Source organism: Leuconostoc sp. JNUCC 76 (assembly GCF_053667755.1).
This window is the reverse complement of the sequence record NZ_CM132206.1, coordinates 1393544-1413804: the sequence shown is the minus strand read 5'-3', so window position 1 is coordinate 1413804 and position 20261 is coordinate 1393544. Positions and strand designations below refer to the sequence as shown.

Genomic DNA, 20261 nt, shown 5'->3' with positions numbered 1-20261 from the left:
AATGACACAAGAACGATTAGACTTTTTAGTATTTTATCGAGGTAATTTGGTTACGGGCTTTGATTACATATACGCAAAACGTCAAGAAGGACATGCTTTCTGGCAGAGTGATCTCAAGGCGCAGGAAGCAAAAGACATTTTAGATAAGGACTTTATGTTTTATAATCCACATTTAAATGACAAAGGGGAGCCTTTTAATTGGCGTTATCGTGAGGATTGGGTTGATATGACAAAAGTTTGGGATCATTTTTCAGAGGAGGCAATGGCCTATATTACGACTTGGATGAGTGAATACCGTGGCCCATCTTATGATGATCCAAGTAAAAATGATGAATGGGGCGTTCGTTTCAAAGTACCAGGGAAAAAAGAGCAATTTATTTGGGGATTAAATGCTTTTCCTGCGAATTTGGACGATTTTAGTCATTTTTTGTATCGTTTTGGACAATAAAAAGACGTCGGCTGACGTCTTTTTACGTAGATAGGTGTAAAATTAGAATATAAATCATTTCGTAATCGGCTAGAGAGGAAACCAATGGGGACAATTCACTTATTACATACAAATGACATTCATTCGCATTTCGAAAATTGGCCACGTATATCACGATATCTACTAGCAGGTCAGGCTAAGTATGATGAGAGCTTTACATTTGATATTGGGGATGCGATTGACAGGTTACATCCATTGACCGAAGCAACTCAGGGGTTGAGCAATGTTTCGTTAATGAATGATGTACATTATGACGGTGTGACTATTGGGAACAACGAGGGGCTTGTTTTCTCACATGACACCATGAATCATTTATATGATTATGCTAACTTTGATGTGTTATTGGCTAATTTGAAGGAAATGCCACATGATACACAACCTAAATGGGCAAAAAATTACAAAATTTTGACCACTAAGGATGACACGAAAATAGGTGTCATAGGATTAACAGCGCCATACCAGCTAACTTATCCGGCACTTGGCTGGGATCCCATTGCTATTGATGCGACATTAGATAAGTACTTGCCAGTTTTGCGTGATCAAGTAGATATTATTTTGTTACTCTCTCATTTGGGTTTGCCAACAGATGAGCATATTGCTCAGAAATATGACGTAGATGTTATTATGGGCGCCCATACGCATCATTTGCTCCCGCAAGGTAAAATGGTTAGTGGCACTCTGTTAGCAGCGGCAGGGCGTTATGGCGAAAATGTTGGTGATATTACATTAACCATTAAGGATCATCGAATTATTCATAAGTCAGGGATAGCAACACCCACTTATGAGTTAGCAGAAAATGATGATGATTATAAAATGATTCGGGGTTGGATTGCTAAGGGGCGAAAATTACTCGAACAACAGTACGTGTGCACATTGCCTCGTGAAATAACCCCAGATGAACAAGTTTATGATGCCCTACGTGCTTTGAGGCAGTACTATAATGTGCCGGTATCAATGATTTCTACAGGAATGTTTAGTGAAGAGTTACCAAAAGGTAAACTCAGTCGCTATGAACTTCTAGAAAGTATGCCGCACGCAATTAATCCAATGCTAATTACCATATCTGGAGAAAAACTACTGTCCTTATTACAAAGTATTGACGAACAGATGACTAACCTAGCGCAGTACCCTATGAAAGGTAGTGGGTTTCGAGGTAAAATTTTTGGTTATATGCGCTTTGATGGTATTGATCGACAAAAGAATGGTGAAGTTTTGTATAATGGAGAGGCGATTGATAAAGGTAAATTGTATAAAATAGCAACACTCGATCATTACAAGTGGATTTCTTTTTTCCCAGATGTAGCGCAAGCGCCAGCAAAAATAGAATTAAATCTACTTTTGCGTGAACTTATGGCAAATTATTATGCGAATAAATATAAGGATAACTAATGGATCACGACACACTAAAAGAACGTACGCTCAAACAACAAGAGGAACGCAAAGGGGCTTATAAAGTTAAAAAGCTGGGTAATGAGGTGGAAATTGACCGTTTGACGCTAGAAATAGTAGAAGACTTTAAAGATGCTTTTGATGAAGATAAACTGGCCATACGATACACACCGCTATTAGCTCAGTATGATTATATTGTAGGGGATATTTCTGCTGAACAATTACGCTTGAAGGGCTTTTATAATAATAATAGAGCAGTGAATAATCATGATAAAATTCAATCGTTACAGGATTATCTATATGAATATGCGAATTTTGGCGCACCGTACTTTGTTCTAGAAAATATTAATCCTCGTGTTCCTGAGGTGAACGAGCGTTCCAAAAATAAGAATAAGAGTAAGAATCATCGGCCCGTAACTCATAAAAAAGAATCAAAAGCAAAAGTATCTGCAGCTAAACAAAAAAACAAGAAATCATTTGTGATTAAGCAAAAATAAGAGCCCGTCTTAGGCTCTTATTTTTTGATTTATTGATATAAAAACAAAAAAGCTACAACCGAAGTTGTAACTTAATTAGTAGCTCGTGAGAGAATCGAACTCTCGATTCTGCCGTGAAAGGGCGGCGTCTTAACCACTTGACCAACGAGCCATGATCAATTTGTTATTTGCTTGAATCAAACAACTATAATAGAATAACAAGAATCTGCAGTGCTGTCAATACTTTTTAGATACAAAATAAAAAACGTCACTAAGACGTTTCGTTTTTTAGTATATTAATCAAGTGGTACGTCGACTGCCCAGCCTTTGGGACCTTCTTGGTCACCATATTGGATGGCTGTCAAACGATCGTAAAGCTTTTGTGTCCAAGGACCAACTTCTGTTTCAGAATAGAATACGTGCTTGTTACCGTTATGTGTAATTGAACCTACAGGAGAAATTACAGCAGCAGTTCCCATTGCACCAGCTTCAGCAAACTGATCAAGATCATTGATTGAAATAGTTGTTTCTTCAGCTTTTAGGCCAAGTTCTTCAGCTACTTGAAGCAATGAATATTTGGTTACAGATGGCAAGATTGAAGGTGACTTTGGTGTTAAGAAGCGACCATCCTTTGTGATACCGAAGAAGTTGGCTGATCCCAATTCCTCAATATTCTCATGCAAACGAGGATCCAAGTAAACAACATCAGAATAACCAGCAGCATGGGCTTCATCACCAGCAAGCATTGAGGCACCATAGTTACCACCGGCCTTGGCTGCACCAGTACCACCGTGAGCAGCACGATCATAATGATTAGTAACGTAGGCTGTTGGTGTTAATCCACCCTTGTAGTAAGCACCGACAGGGGTTGCGTATACTTCAAAGACATAATTATCTGCTGGATGCACGCCGACAACTGGACCACCACCAAATTCAAAAGGACGTAGATAAAGTGTTGCGCCAGTTCCGTAGGGTGGTATAAAACCTTGGTTTGCCTTCGTAACTTCTTTTAAAGCACGCACAAAAAGTTCTTCGGGGACGGGAGCCATCATCAAACGAGCGGCTGAATTTTGTAGACGCTTTGCATTACGGTCAGGACGGAAAATGTTTGCACCACCATCCTTACGGCGATAAACTTTCAACCCCTCGAAAATTGTTTGACCATAATGAAGTCCGGTTGCTGCCTCATTAACTGGAATGTTTGAGTCTGTTTCAAGACTACCTTCGCTCCACTTACCATCTTTATAATAGGCACGAAAACGATAAGGAAGGTCATGGTATTCAAATCCCAAGTTGTCCCAATCAAAATCTTCAGCTTTAGCCTTTCGTTGTTCTGACATAATACGTCCTTCTTTCTTAGAAAAATATGATAAAACTACTATAACGCTTAGAAGAGAATTGTGCAATAGCTAACGAGGAATCTTTTTAATGTTAATTATTTAGAAATCTCGTATAATTAAAGGTAGTGCTGAACCCTATGAATTAGGTCATCGCACAACATCACTAAAATTATTTATCATATCAGTGATAAATCAAGTATTATTGGAGATGAATTAAAATGGCATTATTACTGGCAGTGAAAGCAATTACGCAAGAAAACCGTGAATTTCTTGCACAATATGATATTAGCGTTGTGACACCAGACACAATTACCGATGAACAATTACCTGAGGTATTGATAAGTTATGCTTGGGATACAGAAATTGGACATAAAATCCTTGCTAACCCAGAATCTAAATTAAAGTGGATTCAGGCGCAATCGGCTGGTGTTGACTACTTACCCTTGAAAACACTACAGGAGCGTCAAATTACTGTGACAAATGCGAGTGGGTTAAAAGCGATACCTATAGCTCAAACTGTTTTGGGCTATATTCTCCACTTTGCTCGTGGCTTAAATGTTTATACTACACGAAAACATTGGGAACCTTTTACAGATCAGTATTTGATGAGTGAATTACCAGTTTTGGTGTTTGGTACTGGTCGAATTGGGCAGCAAATTGCTCACGCTGTAAAATCATTGGGCGGTGTAGTTTTTGGTGTAAATACTACAGGTCGTCCAGTTGAAGGGTTCGATGCAACTTATGCAATTTCTGATTATCAAGAAGCGCTAGCTAAATCGCAAGTTGTTGTTGACGGGTTACCAGGGACAAAAGAAACCGAAAACTTTTTTGATGAGCATTTTTTCCAACAATTTAATCAATTGTTTTTGTTTATCAATATTGGGCGTGGCACAACTTTGAATCAGGACGATCTACTTTCAGCAATTGATGATTCTCGTGTCAAATATGCTGCATTAGACGTCACAACACCTGAACCATTACCAATGAATCATCCATTATTTGAGCGACCACAAATCTTATTGACACAACATACGAGTTGGGGTGAACAAGAAAGTGCTGGTCGTGTTGGTGGGCTATTTCGTTTGTTTGAAAAAAACGTCCCTTCATTTATGGCTAATGGTACGTTTGTTCAAAATGTCGTTGATCTAGATAAAGGATATTGATACTTGTTTAAAAAAGCAGTAATACTCTGATTTAGCGTATTACTGCTTTTTTTGTTTATATTAATCAAAATGCCGCCAGTCTTTATCTAGTATGGCACGTGCCACAAACAATCCGAGTGGTAAGAACATGATAATTAAAGCAGCCTTGGTCATCCATAGCGCGCCAACACCAATTTGGTTATTACCAATACTGTATACTGCACGATAGATATATAAACCAGGCACCATAATGACGATGGAAGGAACAGTTAAGGAAATTCTTGGATAGCCATTGTAACGATTGACCATGGATGCGATTAATCCGGCAACTAACGCGGCAACAAATGCCGCCGCTGCGGGAGGAATAGTAGTTAAATCGACTAGTTCTAGTCGCAAAGTGTTGGCAATTGCACCAATGCATCCAGCCACAGCAGCCATTTTTTTCGAGCTATTAAACATGATTGAGAAACCAAATACACCGCAAAAACTGGCTGGGATACGAAGTAACATCAGTGTGACTGACGATAAGCCAAGTGGCAAAAAATTTGCTGGTCGAAACTGAACCAGCGAAGCGACTAACCAGCCCACTAATGTGGCAATTAGCGTGATCATTATGGCGTAAGCTAGCCTTTCCAAACCAGAACGCATGTCTAATTTCGAGATATCTAACATGCTAGTAATAAAAGGAAAACCAGGAATAACGAAGAGCATAGCCCCAATATATCCGGCTTCATGCTGAGCTAAAATATGGAAATAAAATTCGAATATTCTAAATGCAAACATATAGGTGATACATGCCGTGGCAACACTGATAGCGACGCCCACAATAGTAGTTATAGCATGTTTACCTAAAATTGAACGGACATAGTTTCCAATCCCAGCACCAATGAATGAACAGATCATCTCTGGAATACCACCGCCAAGTAAAAAAATGAACGCACTACATGCTAGAGCAGCAGCGAGACCCGAGATGAGCGGCGTATACTGCTTTGGTCGATTTTGAATGTCGTTAATCGTATGATGAATTTGACCAATAGTTAAAGATGAAAAATCATCTTGGATATTGTTAACGAAATGCTCTAAAATATTTAGCTTGTCGGTATTTACACCTGTATTTGGCAGGGATAATACTTGAGTATAACTTTGATTACTGCTAAAACAAGTATATTCCAATGAAATTAATCCAATATCGGCAGAGCATGTAAGATCTAGTTTTCTAGCAACTTTATTCATTGCATCTCGCACACGCCATGCTCCAGTACCGCAAGACAACATGAGAATACCAATTCGACCAACAATTGAGGCACGCTCCTGGAGGCTAGCCTTTTTAGCTGGAATATTTTCGCTTTTAATAAAACTGGCCCAAGGAATCGTCATGTGGTGGCGTAAAGACAAAGGTATTTTTTTTAACACGTGTGGATTATTATTCTTGTCCATTATTTCCTCCAATGAATCAATGAAATTAATACAACACTTCTAATTCCTTCATTATAGTTGCAGTTGCTGTCGTATTCAACCTATTCAATAGTGATGAATAAAGGGTTAACAAGTTCTTTGCGTCCCAAAAGTAGATGAACTTCAATAAGTAAGCGTTTACATTTTTGAGCATCGATGATAAGATGTGTGTATAATTTGGCAGAAGAATTCTCGAGGATTAAATATGACAAGTATAAAACAAATATTAGCGCGCCATGATTGGGAAAATCCAGTGGTAACGAATTGGAATCGATTACCACTACACACGAGTATGAGCTACACTAATGAACGAGAAAAACAGGAAATTAAACAACCACGAAAAAGCCTTAATGGTCCTTGGCAGTTTAGTTATTTTGAAAACCTATCAGAAATTGATGAAGAATGGCGAGAAAAAGACTTGCCTACGTCAAAAAATATTCATGTTCCTAGTAATTGGCAGTTACAGGGGGACTACGATGTTCCTGTTTATACAAACGTTACTTATCCATTCCCTGTAAATCCACCGTATGTGCCGACTGAGAATCCGATTGGCGCTTATTCCAAAAAAATCTTTCTTGATAATAAATGGTTAGCAGATAATACAGAATCGCATGTTGTCTTTAATGGCGTTGGCTCTGCCTTTTATCTTTGGGTTAACGGAGAGTGGGTTGGCTATTCAGAAGACAGTCGCTTACCAGCAGAATTTGACATCACTGAAGAATTGCGAGTTGGTGAAAATCGTATTGCGGTTTTGGTGTTGAAGTGGAGCAAGGCGAGCTATTTTGAAGATCAAGATATGTGGCGAATGTCAGGGATTTTTCGTGATGTTGATCTCATTCGTGTTCCAAAAACAAGATTTCAGGATTTAGCAATTGAGACAAAACTGGATGAAGATCTGGATGATGCGACCGTTGAGGTTAGGGCACAATTAGTTGGAAATTCGGCGGATAACTTGAGTGTGACTGCTGAATTATTTTACCATGGTATGAGTTTGTTCAAAACGACAGAACAATTTGGTAATCGAGTAATCGACGAACGTGGTGCTAATGATGATCAAGTTAGTTTAGAATTACCAGTAAAAAATCCGGCATTATGGTCGGCTGAAGTACCAAATTTATATGATATAAAAGTTTCTTTGCACAATGAGGAAGAAAACTATCAGATTGAAAATAAGAAAGTTGGCATAAGAAAGGTTCAGATTAAAGATGGTTTACTGACTTTAAATAATCAACCGTTATTAATTCGTGGTGTCAATAAGCATGAATTTAATTCAAAAACAGGATATTATGTTGATGAAAAAACAATGATTGATGATATTCGGATGATGAAGGAGCATAATTTTAATGCAGTAAGGCTTTCTCATTATCCTAACGCTTCACGATGGTACGAGCTATGTGATCAATATGGATTATATTTAGTAGATGAGGCAAATATCGAGACACATGGTGTCAGGCCAATGAATTACCTTACAAATGATCCTAAATACTTACCACTGATGATGGAACGAGTGACACGAATGGTTCAGAGAGACTATAATCATCCATCCATTATTATTTGGTCTTTGGGGAATGAGTCTGGCTATGGACATAATCATGATGCAATGTATCAATGGCTTAAAAAGACCGACCCTTCTCGTCCAATTCAGTATGAGGGTGGTGGTGCTGATACACCGGCAACGGACATTATTGCACCGATGTATGCACGTGTTGACCAAGATCAAGTGGAAGAGGTCAACTCAAAATGGGCTATTAAAAAATGGATTGGTTTGCCAAAAGAAAATCGACCACTGATATTGTGTGAGTATGCGCATAGCATGGGGAATAGTTTAGGTGGATTTAATAAATATTGGGAGGCTTTCGAAAAATATCCAAGACTTCAGGGTGGCTTCATTTGGGATTGGGTAGATCAGGGCTTGCTTACAAAAAATAACGAAGGTCAATCATATTATGCTTATGGTGGCGATTTTGGTGATTATCCTAATGATCGCCAATTTAGCTTGGATGGATTATTATTTCCCGATCGCACCCCAAAACCAGCTTTGCTGGAGGCCAAATACTGTCAACAATATTTCGCTTTCCAACTGGAAAAAGATCCAACTGGAAAAGTTAACTATATGACTGTCTCAAATAAGTACTTATTCAAAACAGTCAATGATGCAACCTTAATTTATCAAATTTTGTCAAATGATCAGGTGATTGAGACTAAAAAAATCAAACTCAATTTGGCACCCCAAACTGAAGAGAGAGTCAGTTTAAATTTCTCCGATAACAATAATGAAGATGTCTACATGAACTGTCAGATTGTTCAAGATAGCACCGATGGCCTTATCCGCTCTGGAACATTACTTGCTTACAAGCAGTTTATTTTGAGAAATAAACCATTAATGATTAGTGACGTACCATCATTTGATGATTATGGAAATTTCCTAATAAATGATGAGGAAAATTCCTTGTCCATTTCTTTAAATGATGCTATCTGGCAATTTAATAAGCGTACAGGTTGGTTATCTAATTGGATAAAGAATGGACAGGAAAAAATACTGACTCCATTGAAAGATCAATTTAGTAGAGCGGCTTTAGACAATGATATTGGGGTGAGTGAGGTGACAAATATTGATCCAAATGCCTGGCTTGAAAGATGGCAAGCAACTGGGTTCAATCACTTGAATGAAAAGCTTGTGCAATTCAACTGGACAGCAGTAAAGGGTGAAGTACGAATCACGACACAGCATCAATTTTTATCACCTATTGATCAACATATCATGTTTACATCCAGTAAAGAATATCTAATAAATCATGTTGGTGATTTAAAAGTGTATGTGGATGTTTGGCGGCAAGTTGCCGATCCACAACCAGCACGTATTGGATTGAGTGTTCAAATTAACGCAACGACTGACGCAGTGGCGTATAGTGGATTGGGGCCAATGGAAAACTATCCAGATAGGCGTTCATCGGCTATTCGTGGTAAATGGGATGCTTCCTTGAAGGAACTTTATACACCGTATGTTTTTCCTAGTGAAAATGGCTTGCGAACAGAAGTTGCGTATCTTAAATTTGATCATTATGTCATTCGGGCACTTGAACGACGTTTTTCATTTAATTTGAGTCGATTTAGTCAAGAACAATTGTCGGCTGCTACTCATCGACACCTATTAAAACCTGAAGAGGGTGTTTGGTTGAACATTGATGGCTATCATATGGGTGTTGGTGGAGATGATTCTTGGTCTCCAAGCGTGTCGCCAGAGTTTTTATTATCAAACGAGCATTATCATTATAGTTTTTCGTGGTCAAATACAGAAGGAGAAGCAAATGTATAGCGCTAATAAAAATCGTTACGATAAAATGATATATAACAGAGTTGGCAATAGTGGATTACAGATTTCAGCTATTAGTTTGGGACTTTGGAATAATTTTGGTAGTGTGGATCCCTACGAAAACCAAAAGGAAATTATTCACCAAGCTTTTGATTTGGGTATCACGTATTTTGATTTAGCCAATAATTACGGTCCTATACCAGGAAGTGCTGAAGAAAATTTCGGCAGGATTATGGCTACGGATATGAAACCTTACCGTGATGAGATGGTCATTGCAAGCAAGGCTGGTCACGAAATGTGGCCAGGGCCTTATGGTAATTGGAATTCTCGAAAAAGCATCGTTGCCAGTGCAGATCAAAGCTTAAGACGCACTGGTTTAGACTATTTTGATATTTTTTATAGTCACCGCCCTGATCCGATGACGCCGGTTGAAGAAACTGCACAAGCTTTAGACCAACTGGTTCGTCAAGGGAAAGCGCTTTATATTGGTATTTCTAATTATTCAAGTCAAGAAACACAAGAGATTATCGATATTTTTAAAGAGTTAAAGACGCCATTCATCATTCATCAACCACGTTACAACATGTTTGATCGTAAAGCCGAACAAGATTTGTTTACGACATTAGGAGAAAACAAAAAAGGTGCGGTCGGATTTAGTTCACTAGCTCAAGGACTGTTGTCAGATAAATACTTGAAAGGTATTCCAAATAATTCACGTGCGAACAAAGCAACAATTCCCTTTTTGACAAAAGAAAAAGTTGAACCAACAATTAATACGGTGCAAAAGTTGAATCAAATTGCACAAAGGAGAGGTCAAACGTTACCACAAATGGCACTTGCTTGGAATTTACGAATTCCTGAATTAGCTAGTGTTTTGATTGGTGCTAGTAATCCAAAACAGGTCATAGAAAATGTCAAAGCTTTGGACAATCTATTATTTTCACCAGAGGAGTTGCTTGAAATTGATCACGTATTGAGCGAATATGCAGCCAACTAAATTTCATAAAAAACTACATTTTTTAAACATCGCAGGCTTTAAATAGTCATGTGATGTTTTTTTACGCAAAAAATACGTATTGATTACTCTGCGTTTATAAAATTTACATTTTTTAGTATTTGCATTTACAAACAGTTGTTATAGTTGAAATGTTAACAAATATAATGTCATCGATGCGAAATGAAAGAGAGCTAATGATATGTCGATTGAATTGCAACATTTGAAAAAGACGTATGAAAATGGAGAAGAGGTTTTAACAGATATTAATACAACAATTGAAAATGGACAATTCTATATATTAGTTGGTGCATCAGGATCAGGTAAAAGTACTATTTTAAATGCTATTGCAGGATTTATCCCCATAGACGAGGGAGCAATTGTTATTGATGGTAAAGATGTAACACAATTACCGCCAAAAGACAGAAATTTGTCTATGGTCTTTCAAAATTATGCATTAATGCCTAATTTGACAGTTTCAGAAAATATCGTATTTGGTTTAGCAGCTAGACATACTGCTAAAGATATTCAACAAAAAAAACTAAGTGAAGTATTAAATTTAGTTCATTTAGAAGAATATAAAGATAAAAAACCAGGTAATTTATCTGGTGGTCAGCGACAACGTGTTTCTTTGGCGCGAGCATTAGTATCTGATGCGCAAATTATATTAATGGATGAACCATTATCAAATTTAGATGCTAAACTTCGAGCTGAAATGCGCAAAGAGATACGTTCACTACAACAGCAACTTGGTATAACAGTTATCTATGTCACACATGATCAAACAGAAGCAATGACGATGGGCGATCAAGTCATGTTATTGAATGATGGTAAGATAGAGCAAATTGGTTCGCCCTTAGATCTTTATAATGTTCCTGCCAATACATTTGTAGCTGATTTCTTTGGATCTCCAGCAATCAACTTAGTAGATGTCAGTATTAAAAATGATGTTTTAGAATTAAATAATACTTTCAAAATGCCATTTAATTTTGAACATGTTCAAGGTAATTTTAAGTTAGGTGTTCGTCCAGAAAATATAGTTATGAATAATACTGGAAAGCTAACAGGGAAAGTGACGCATATTGAGCCATTGGGGGATGGCACAAATATAGAAGTTGAGATTGGTTTTGGTAAATCTTTTAGAATTAAAGCCAGTGAACAAATTAATTTAACTTTGGGGGATTCAGTTAACTTCGATATCTTGCTAGATAAGGTATTACTTTTCACACCAGAAGGCAATTTGATTAAAATTGGTCAATCAGAGTTAGCTGCTATTTAAAAAAATACCCGTTAAGAAGTTGGATTAAGATATTATGAAAAAAAATAAAAAGGTGCAATTGACAAGTCAAAATTTATTGGCATGGTCACTATTGTTACCGTCGTTCATTATTCTAGGAATTTTTGTTTTTTATCCAATGGTAAAAACATTTATTCTTAGCATGCAATTAACTGATTTAATGGGAAATCCAATTAAGTTTATAGGGTTTAAAAATTTCTCAAATTTGTTTAGTTCAGACAGTTTTGGTACATCATTTACAGTGACATTGATATTTGTATTTTTCTCAACGATATTAACGTTAATCATGTCATATCTGATGGCTGTACTTGCTAGCCAAAAAATGAAAGGAATCGCCATCTTTCGAACCATGTTTTCATCGACGATGGGTGTTTCTGTAACTGTTGCTTCAATTTTATGGTTGTTTATGTTTAATCCACAAATTGGTTTGTTTAGTAAAATACTTACTTTACTACATTTACCACAAATCAATTTTTTGTCTGATCAAACATGGTCACTGGTAGCAATTATTGGTACAACAGTTTGGATGAATCTTGGATTTTCATTTTTAATTTTACTAGGCGCCATTCAGGGGATTCCACAAGACTTGTATCAAGTTGCTGATTTAGATGGCGCATCTTGGTGGATGAGACTTAGAAAAATTACGATTCCAGCAACCAGTGCTACGATATTTTTTGTTACTGTTGTAACGTTGATTAATGCATTTCAAACATTTGGACAAGTTGATATTTTAACCTCCGGTGGTCCGGATTATCATACTAATTTGCTAGTATATGCTATTTATCAAGACGCCTTCGTCAACCATAGTGTTGGTCGAGCAAGTGCACAATCTGTTATTTTGACAGTAATTATTATGGTATTCACGATGATTCAATTTTATGTGAAAAATAAGAAAGGGGCTAAAAATGCAAACTAGTAACTTTCAAAAAACCTTTCGCCTAATTTCACTAATTATTTTAACAATATTATTGTTGTTACCACTTTTTTTAGGTATTTCGTTGAGTTTGTCTTCAAGTCAATCCATTGCTCAGGGAAATCTCTGGCCCAAACATCTTGAATTTGGAAATTATGTTAAAGTTTTTACTAATACACCGATGACTAAATTTCTATTGCATAGTTTTATTGTTTCGGGACTAGTTATGATTGGACAAGTTATTTTGTCTATTATGGCAGCCTATGCGTTTGTTTTTTTGAATTTTAAATTTAAAAAAGTTGCCTTTATATTATTTTTAAGTACGATGATGTTGCCATTTGAAGCTCAAATTATTCCTAATTTTGCAACAATGCGTGATTTGAACTTATTGAATACGTACGCAGCAATAGGATTGCCATTTTTGGCTTCGGCCTTCGGTACATTTATGATGAAGACAAGCTTTGAACAAATTCCTACGGCTTTACGACAATTAAGTGACATTGAGGGGTTAAATCATTTTCAATTTGCTACAAGAGTTGTAATGCCTTATACAAGAGTTAGCATTATTACGTTTGCGTTGTATAGCTTTTTAACAAATTGGAATATGTACTTGTGGCCACTGATTTCCACAACAAATGATAAGGTTCGAACGGTACAAATTGGGTTGAGACAATTACGTTCGCAAGATACAGCAAGTAATTGGGGACTGATTATGGCGGCAACAATTGTTTCAGTCATTCCGACCTTGTTGATCATATTCTTAGGTCAGAAATATTTTAAAAAGGGTTTAACAAACGGTGTAATTAAATAGTTTATTTACCTTTTCATAGAGAAGAGTTTATTAATTGATATAGTAAATAGGAGAATATAAAATGTTTAAGAATTTTGCAAAGTATACTGCGCTGGCAACTATCGGATTGAGCTCTCTGTTGCCATTAACGCAGGTTCATGCTGCAGAAACTAAACGTCAAAACATTGTTTTTTGGCATTCGATGACGGGACAAAACCAACAAGCAATTGAACGTATTGTTAATGATTTCAATGCGTCACAAACAAAGTATAAAGTTACACCAGAATTTCAGGGGCAATATGTTGAAGCATTACCAAAGTTTTTGTCTGTTGGTGGCACAAGTAAGGCACCCGACTTATTCCAGTCAAACGAAATTTCAACTAAGCAATTATCTACATCAGGTATGATTGAGCCTATGGAGACATTGATTAAAAAGTATAATTATAATACTAAAAATTTGCGAAAAAACATTTTGAATTATTATACTATTGATGGAAAATTGTATTCAATGCCTTTCAACTCAAGTGCACCAGTGCTTTATTACAATAAGGATGCCTTTAAAGATGCAGGTATTGATGATTTGCCAACAAATCCAACTTATGAACAAGTCACTGCTGCTGCAAAAAAGCTGAAAGAAAAAACTGGTAGTGCAAAGTTATCAATTCTTCCTTACGGATGGACTTTTGAGGAATTGCTTGCTAATCAAAATCAAACGTTAGTCAACAATAACAACGGTCGTAAAAAGACAGCTACCAAAGCTACCTTTAATAATAAAGCTGGTAAAAACATTCTCAACTGGATAAAAACAAATGCTACAGCTGGTACATTAGTTGATTATGGAACCGGCGCAAATGCAGGAGACAGTGAAGTTTCAGCCTTTACTTCTGGTCAAATAGATATGTTTATGAACTCATCAGCTTCATTAGGTAATATCAAGAAAAATGCTAATTTTAATGTTGGCGTAACTTATTTGCCTCATCCAGAAGGTACAAAAGCCAACGGTGTTGTTATTGGTGGTGCTAGTATCTGGCTTTCAAAGGGTAAGTCTACTAAAGTTCAAAAAGGCTCACTTGAATTTTTGAAGTTTGCTACATCGGCTAAGGAACAAGCACAGTGGTCAATTGACACAGGGTACTTTGCTGTTAATACTAAATCATATGATACGAAACTACTGAAAGATGCCTTTAAGGAAACACCTATTTTGGCAGCACCAGTAAACCAATTGAAAGCAACAAAGATTAACGCAGCTAGTGCAGGTGCATTGATTACAGCAATGTCCAAAGAACGTGTTAATACACAAAATGCCATGGAAAATGTTATTAATGGTAAGGATGTTGATTCGGAGCTTAGCAAGGCGGCTAAGCAAACAACTGCTGATATTAAGGAAGCAAACGAACAAACAGGAGAATAACACATGTCAACAAAAATTTTTGGTCATCGCGGTATGCCAGTGAAATTTGTTGAAAATTCCATTGCTGGATTTGAATATCTAGCACAAAATGGTGAAGCTGTTGAATTTGATGTACATTTAACAAAGGATAATATTCCTGTTATTATTCATGACGAAAAGTTAGATCGAACAACTGACAGTTCTGGATATATTAAAGATGTCAATTTTGCAGATTTACACACTGTTTATCTAGTAAACGATGAAAACAGAAAAAGTCAAAATAAAATTCATGATGAACATATCCCAACCCTTGACGATGTGTTAGCAGTTTTTAATCATTCGAATATTCAATTAAATATTGAATTAAAAACAGATCAAGTCGAATATCCAGGTATAGAAGAAATAGTATTAAATACACTTAAAAACTATGATTTTAAACAGCCAATAGTATTTTCTTCTTTTAATATTCAAACCTTAAATCGTTTGTATCAAATTGATAACACACAGAACCTAGCATTCTTAAGCCCTTTTAAGGTATTAAATCCAGAAAAAGTGATATCAGATAATCATCTTCAAGCATTACATTTAAACTACGAGTCTTTATCGGAAACTAATATTGAACAGCGGATTTGGACGATTAATGATGAAGAACAGATGAAAAAATTATTTTCTCTTCAAATGACTGGTATTTTTACAGATAATTTTGAGATGGCCATGCAATTGCGAGAAAAGTTGGGTAATTGAAATGTTAAAAAAAGTTCAATTATATTTTGTTCGTCACGGTGAAACATATTTTAATACTTGTCAAAAAATACAAGGTTGGTCAGATTCTTTGTTAACTCATGAGGGAGTTAATAATGTTTCTCATGTTGGAAAAACGATCAATCGAGTGCCATTTGCCAAAGTATATTCTAGTGATTTAGGTCGTGCTAAAGCAACTACTGCCATCATATTGTCAGAAAACAAAAATAAACAAACGATGCCATTAGAATACATTCCTAATTTTCGTGAACAATTTTTCGGATCTTTTGAAGGGGATAAACTCAATATATTTTCAAAGTTGTTTGATTTGAGTGCAATTAATAAAACTGCCGTAGAAAATGATAGTGAATTAGCAAAATATTTTCCTGAAGACGATATTATGGATCAATTTAAGTTAATTGATCCAACACATGATGCAGAAAATTCGTTAGAATTTTGGAATCGTATTGAGCAAGGCTTACAACATGTCTTTTCTGAGTCACAAGATGGAGACAAAATTTTGGTTGTCACTCATGGAGCCTTGATTCGTAAGTTAGCAACTCGGATTACACATTCTTATCATAACAATCCTGATAATGCTTCAATATCTATTTTTGAAATGAAAGACAATCTTAAAATGACATTACACCAATATAATCAACATAGTCTAGAATAAAGTTTCTTAACGGTTAAAACTATCGTGTAACAGCGATAGTTTTTTTGTGGAATCAAAAAATATCACAAAATAACGAAAATAGGAAACAAATTGCACTATTATTGGAAACGCTTACATAGTATTGTTAATACATATCCTGAACATAATAAAATATAAGGAGTCGAAAGATGTCTGATAAAATGAAACAGCGTTTTTCATACGCATTTGGTGCTTTTGGGCACGATGCGTATTATGTAACGTTATCAACATATTTTATGATTTTTGTCACTAGTACCCTATTTGCGGGTAGTGATAAAGCAACGGAAGCCAAATATATTGGTATTGTAACCTCACTTGTTGTTGGTATTCGGTTGGTAGAAATTATTTTTGATCCAATTATTGGTAGTATTATTGATAATACACGGTCCAAATACGGAAAATTTAAGCCTTGGTTAGTAATTGGTGGTATCGTTTCAGGTGTAACCTTACTTGTTATTTTCACGAATTTTTTTGGATTATCAGTTAATAATCCTTCACTATATCTCATACTATTTATAATTGCTTTTGTAATTTTGGATAGTTTCTATTCATTTAAAGATATTGCTTTTTGGTCGATGATTCCGGCACTTTCCACCGACACGGCAGAACGTGGCACTTTAGCAACATTTGCTCGTTTTGGATCTTCTTTGGGTGCTAATGGTACAACAGCATTAGTGGTTCCCATTGTGGCATTTTTTACTGCTATTACAGGGGGAGCTGGCAAAGAGAGTGCTACTGGATGGTTTTGGTTTGCGTTTATTGTTGCTGTTTTATCAGCAGGATCAGCAATAATTACAGCGAAATTTTCAAAAGAAAATAAAACAGTTTTGAGAACACAGGCCAGTGAAAAGTATAATATTTTGGATGTATTTAAAGCCATTATCAAAAATGATCAGTTACTTTGGTTAGCATTATCTTACATGTTTTATGCTATCGCTAATGTGGCAACGACTGGGGTGTTATTATTTTACTTCAAGTTCGTCATTGGTCAGGTGACAGAGTTTGCAATGGTGGGTGTGATATCTATGATTACGGGTATTATTGCTGTACCTCTGTTTCCGTTTTTAGCCAAAATAATGACACGTCGCTATGTTTTTGCTAGTGGTATTGGGCTAATGGTATTAAGCTATGTCATGTTTACAATTGCTGGTACCAACTTGTGGATTGTTGGTTTGGGATTAATATTCTTTTATTTTCCACAACAACTTATTTTCTTATCAGTACTAATGACAATTACCGATTCTGTTGAGTATGGACAATGGAAAAATGGTCAGCGGAACGAGGCCGTAACACTGTCCTTACGTCCTTTATTAGATAAATTAGCTGGCGCATTCTCAAATGCTATTGTTGGGTTTGTTGCAATTGCTGCTGGTATGACTGGTAATGCGACATTTAATGATATGACAGCTAGTGGTATTCATACTTATAAACTGTATGCGTTTTATATTCCTGCAGCATTAATGATTGTAGCTTTGCTGATTTTTATGTTTAAAGTGACACTAACTGAAAAAAAGCATGCGAAGATAGTTGCAGAACTCGAATTACGCTACAGCAAGAAGTAATCAGTATAATTTGAAAGGTTGACTACCCATGAAAAGAATTAAAGCACTAAACACGAAGTTTGCTGAAAAGTTTGGCCCTCACGAAACCCAACAGTATTTTTCGCCAGGGCGGATTAACCTAATTGGTGAGCATACGGACTATAATGGCGGTCACGTTTTTCCCGCTGCAATCACTTATGGGACTTACGGTGTTGCCAGAAAACGAGATGATAATCGTATTTTAGTTTATTCGGTTAATTTTGATGAAAAAGGCGTAGTTCAGTTAGACTATAAGAAGCTTGATTTTGATGTAAATGATGGGTGGACCAACTATGTTAAAGGCGTTATCGTCAAATTAATAGAGCAGGGTTATGTACTCGACACAGGATTTGATCTGTTGGTCGAGGGCAACATTCCCAATGGTGCAGGTCTTTCTTCATCAGCGTCGTTAGAGTTATTAGTGGGGGTTGTTTTAGAGGACTTGTTTAATCTGGATGTTTCTAGGTTATCATTAGTTGAAATTGGTCAAAAAGTTGAGAATGAATACTTTGGTCTTAATACTGGCATTATGGATCAGTTTGCAATTGGTTTTGGTCAAGAACAAAAGGCTATCTTGTTAGATACAAATACATTGACGTATGAGTTGGTTCCTATTGTCCTTGGTGAATATGCGATTGTTATTATGAATACGAATAAACGTCGTGAATTAGGCGATTCGAAGTACAACGAAAGGCGCGCACAATGTGAAACTGCTTTAAAATTATTACAAACGGAACTTAATATTAAGTCATTAGGTGAATTGACTGATAAAGAATTTGATGACAATGTTGCATTAATTCACGACGAAACACTTGTAAAACGAGCGCGTCATGCAGTTTATGAAAATCAGCGCACTTTAAAAGCAAAAAAAGCGTTGTCCGACGGTGATTTGCAAACATTTGGACAATTAATGAATGATTCTCACGCCTCTCTAAAAGAAGATTATGAAGTTACTGGACTTGAGTTAGATACGCTAGTTCATTCCGCACAAAAACAGCCAGGTGTTTTAGGAGCACGAATGACAGGTGCTGGATTCGGTGGTTGTGCAATAGCACTTGTTAAAGAAACAGCCATTTCCAATTTTGAAAACAAAGTCTATGATGACTATATGAATGTGGTCGGCTATGCTCCAGAATTTTACGTGGCACATGTTGGCAATGGCACGACTAAGCTTAATGATTAAGTAGATTGCTGCACAGCACTTAAATGTCCTAAAATATCATTAATCTGTTGCCATTCTAATGAGTGTTGTTCTTGGATATTATTGAAACTTCTTCGCTTTCGATATGCACTAGGTGTTTCATGGATGAACTCTGTAAATGAGTGGCCGAAAACAGAAGGACTGCTAAAACCAACCTTTTCGGAAATTTGATTAATTGACAACTGGGTTGTTTGAAGTAATTGGCAAGCTTCGTTAATACGAAGTCGTAATAAAAATTTTTTTGGTGAAATACCCACATCTCGGCGAAAGAGTCGCGAGAGGTAAGAACGGTTGATTTTAATAGCATTAGCTATGTCAGTAATAGATGTGTCGTAAGTAAAGTTATTATTGATATAGGCTAATGATAATTTAGTGTATTCTGACATGGGGCGTATTGTTGCGTTTTGATGCTCAGTGATGTTCCAAGAGTTTTCATTCATTAACAACAGGAGTATTTCACTAGTAATTTGATTTAATCGCAATTCGGCTTGTGGCCTATGACCTGTTAACGTTAGTGATTCAACAATTAATTTAAGATAATTTTCAACAGTTGCGCAAGAAAAAGTATCATGGTGATTACGAAAAGGCGAGAAATTCTCAATTAGTTGTGCTGCTTCAGCACCACCAATGGATATCCATGCATAGTGCCATGGATTATTCAAATCGGCTTGGTAAAAAATTGTTTCGTCAGGTCGTATAAGGAAAAAGTCACCTGCTTTCAGGGTATATTTATGATTCATGGTAAAGTAAGTTCCTTGGCCTTCTAAGACAAAATGAAGCAGATAATGTGAACGTTTTAATGGGCCAGAAGCATGACCAGAGAAAGTTTTACTAACGCCAGAGAAATCAAAGAATATGCTTGATTCAAGCGTGTGCTCATTAACGATATTAAATAATGATTTTTCCATAATTTAACGACCTTTTTAAAATAAATGATAGCGCTTCCAACATTAGTATATCATTTTTTAAAAACATTTATTGATAAGTGATAATACTTGTTATGTGTTATCCAAGTGATTTATTATTAGGTTAGATAAATAGTTTAAAACAAAATTTTTA

17 protein-coding genes and 1 tRNA gene are annotated in these 20261 nt (G+C 36.2%); 14 read left to right on the top strand and 4 right to left on the bottom strand.

Annotation, left to right across the window (positions count from 1 at the left end; translation table 11 throughout):
- Window position 1 precedes the first annotated feature (1 nt).
- From JNUCC76_RS07145 to JNUCC76_RS07135, 3 genes are all read left to right on the top strand, one after another.
- Complete coding sequence (locus tag JNUCC76_RS07145; RefSeq protein ID WP_454153764.1) at window positions 2-448, top strand: hypothetical protein; 447 nt, start codon at window positions 2-4, stop codon at window positions 446-448.
- Window positions 449-532: 84 nt separating this feature from the next.
- Entirely contained in the window at window positions 533-1876 is a 1344-nt protein-coding gene (locus tag JNUCC76_RS07140; RefSeq protein WP_454153763.1) for a bifunctional metallophosphatase/5'-nucleotidase, read from the top strand.
- Window positions 1876-2373 carry a YutD family protein gene (locus tag JNUCC76_RS07135; protein WP_454153762.1) on the top strand — a complete coding sequence of 166 codons (498 nt, stop codon included), beginning with the start codon at window positions 1876-1878 and terminating at the stop codon, window positions 2371-2373. The genes JNUCC76_RS07140 and JNUCC76_RS07135 overlap by 1 nt, the downstream gene beginning before the upstream one ends.
- Before the next feature lie 79 nt (window positions 2374-2452).
- On the opposite strand, the gene JNUCC76_RS07130 is transcribed toward JNUCC76_RS07135, so the two are convergent.
- Both JNUCC76_RS07130 and JNUCC76_RS07125 read right to left on the bottom strand, forming a co-directional pair.
- Window positions 2453-2524 (bottom strand) — tRNA-Glu (locus tag JNUCC76_RS07130).
- 124 nt (window positions 2525-2648) lie between these two features.
- Window positions 2649-3692 (bottom strand): branched-chain amino acid aminotransferase, encoded by a 1044-nt coding sequence (locus JNUCC76_RS07125; RefSeq protein WP_454153761.1) that lies wholly within the window; start codon window positions 3690-3692, stop codon window positions 2649-2651.
- A 218-nt stretch (window positions 3693-3910) separates the two neighbouring features.
- Here JNUCC76_RS07125 and JNUCC76_RS07120 point away from each other — a divergent pair, with 218 nt between their 5' ends.
- The gene (locus tag JNUCC76_RS07120) at window positions 3911-4855 is read left to right on the top strand and encodes an NAD(P)-dependent oxidoreductase (protein WP_454153760.1); all 945 of its coding nucleotides are present in this window, start codon (window positions 3911-3913) and stop codon (window positions 4853-4855) included.
- Window positions 4856-4915: 60 nt separating this feature from the next.
- On the opposite strand, the gene JNUCC76_RS07115 is transcribed toward JNUCC76_RS07120, so the two are convergent.
- The gene (locus tag JNUCC76_RS07115; RefSeq protein ID WP_454153759.1) at window positions 4916-6271 is read right to left on the bottom strand and encodes a threonine/serine exporter family protein; all 1356 of its coding nucleotides are present in this window, start codon (window positions 6269-6271) and stop codon (window positions 4916-4918) included.
- Window positions 6272-6494: 223 nt separating this feature from the next.
- On the opposite strand from JNUCC76_RS07115, the gene JNUCC76_RS07110 reads away from it, so the two are divergent.
- The 10 genes from JNUCC76_RS07110 to JNUCC76_RS07065 all read left to right on the top strand — a co-directional run bounded on the left by JNUCC76_RS07110 (window position 6495) and on the right by JNUCC76_RS07065 (window position 19184).
- Window positions 6495-9605: a beta-galactosidase gene (locus tag JNUCC76_RS07110; RefSeq protein ID WP_454153758.1), complete on the top strand. Its 3111-nt coding sequence runs from the start codon at window positions 6495-6497 to the stop codon at window positions 9603-9605.
- Window positions 9598-10599 carry an aldo/keto reductase gene (locus tag JNUCC76_RS07105; RefSeq protein ID WP_454153757.1) on the top strand — a complete coding sequence of 334 codons (1002 nt, stop codon included), beginning with the start codon at window positions 9598-9600 and terminating at the stop codon, window positions 10597-10599. Before JNUCC76_RS07110 ends, JNUCC76_RS07105 begins: the two co-directional genes overlap by 8 nt.
- Window positions 10600-10798: 199 nt before the next feature.
- Window positions 10799-11875 carry an ABC transporter ATP-binding protein gene (locus tag JNUCC76_RS07100; RefSeq protein ID WP_454153756.1) on the top strand — a complete coding sequence of 359 codons (1077 nt, stop codon included), beginning with the start codon at window positions 10799-10801 and terminating at the stop codon, window positions 11873-11875.
- A gap of 34 nt (window positions 11876-11909) precedes the next feature.
- Entirely contained in the window at window positions 11910-12809 is a 900-nt protein-coding gene (locus JNUCC76_RS07095) for a carbohydrate ABC transporter permease (protein ID WP_454153755.1), read from the top strand.
- The gene (locus JNUCC76_RS07090; RefSeq protein WP_454153754.1) at window positions 12799-13617 is read left to right on the top strand and encodes a carbohydrate ABC transporter permease; all 819 of its coding nucleotides are present in this window, start codon (window positions 12799-12801) and stop codon (window positions 13615-13617) included. The genes JNUCC76_RS07095 and JNUCC76_RS07090 overlap by 11 nt, the downstream gene beginning before the upstream one ends.
- A gap of 61 nt (window positions 13618-13678) precedes the next feature.
- Entirely contained in the window at window positions 13679-15007 is a 1329-nt protein-coding gene (locus tag JNUCC76_RS07085; protein WP_454153753.1) for an ABC transporter substrate-binding protein, read from the top strand.
- A 3-nt stretch (window positions 15008-15010) separates the two neighbouring features.
- Window positions 15011-15730, top strand: coding sequence for a glycerophosphodiester phosphodiesterase family protein (locus JNUCC76_RS07080; protein ID WP_454153752.1), 720 nt, complete (start codon window positions 15011-15013; stop codon window positions 15728-15730).
- 1 nt (window position 15731) lies between these two features.
- Complete coding sequence (locus tag JNUCC76_RS07075; protein ID WP_454153751.1) at window positions 15732-16403, top strand: histidine phosphatase family protein; 672 nt, start codon at window positions 15732-15734, stop codon at window positions 16401-16403.
- Window positions 16404-16570: 167 nt separating this feature from the next.
- Window positions 16571-17983, top strand: a complete 1413-nt coding sequence (locus JNUCC76_RS07070) for a glycoside-pentoside-hexuronide (GPH):cation symporter (protein WP_454153750.1) — start codon at window positions 16571-16573, stop codon at window positions 17981-17983.
- Between the two features lie 28 nt (window positions 17984-18011).
- Window positions 18012-19184, top strand: a complete 1173-nt coding sequence (locus tag JNUCC76_RS07065) for a galactokinase (RefSeq protein WP_454153749.1) — start codon at window positions 18012-18014, stop codon at window positions 19182-19184.
- Here JNUCC76_RS07065 and JNUCC76_RS07060 read toward each other — a convergent pair.
- On the bottom strand, window positions 19181-20110 hold the full coding sequence (locus tag JNUCC76_RS07060; RefSeq protein ID WP_454153748.1) for a helix-turn-helix domain-containing protein: 930 nt from the start codon (window positions 20108-20110) through the stop codon (window positions 19181-19183). The two genes, JNUCC76_RS07065 and JNUCC76_RS07060, sit on opposite strands and share 4 nt — an antisense overlap.
- Window positions 20111-20261: the final 151 nt, after the last annotated feature.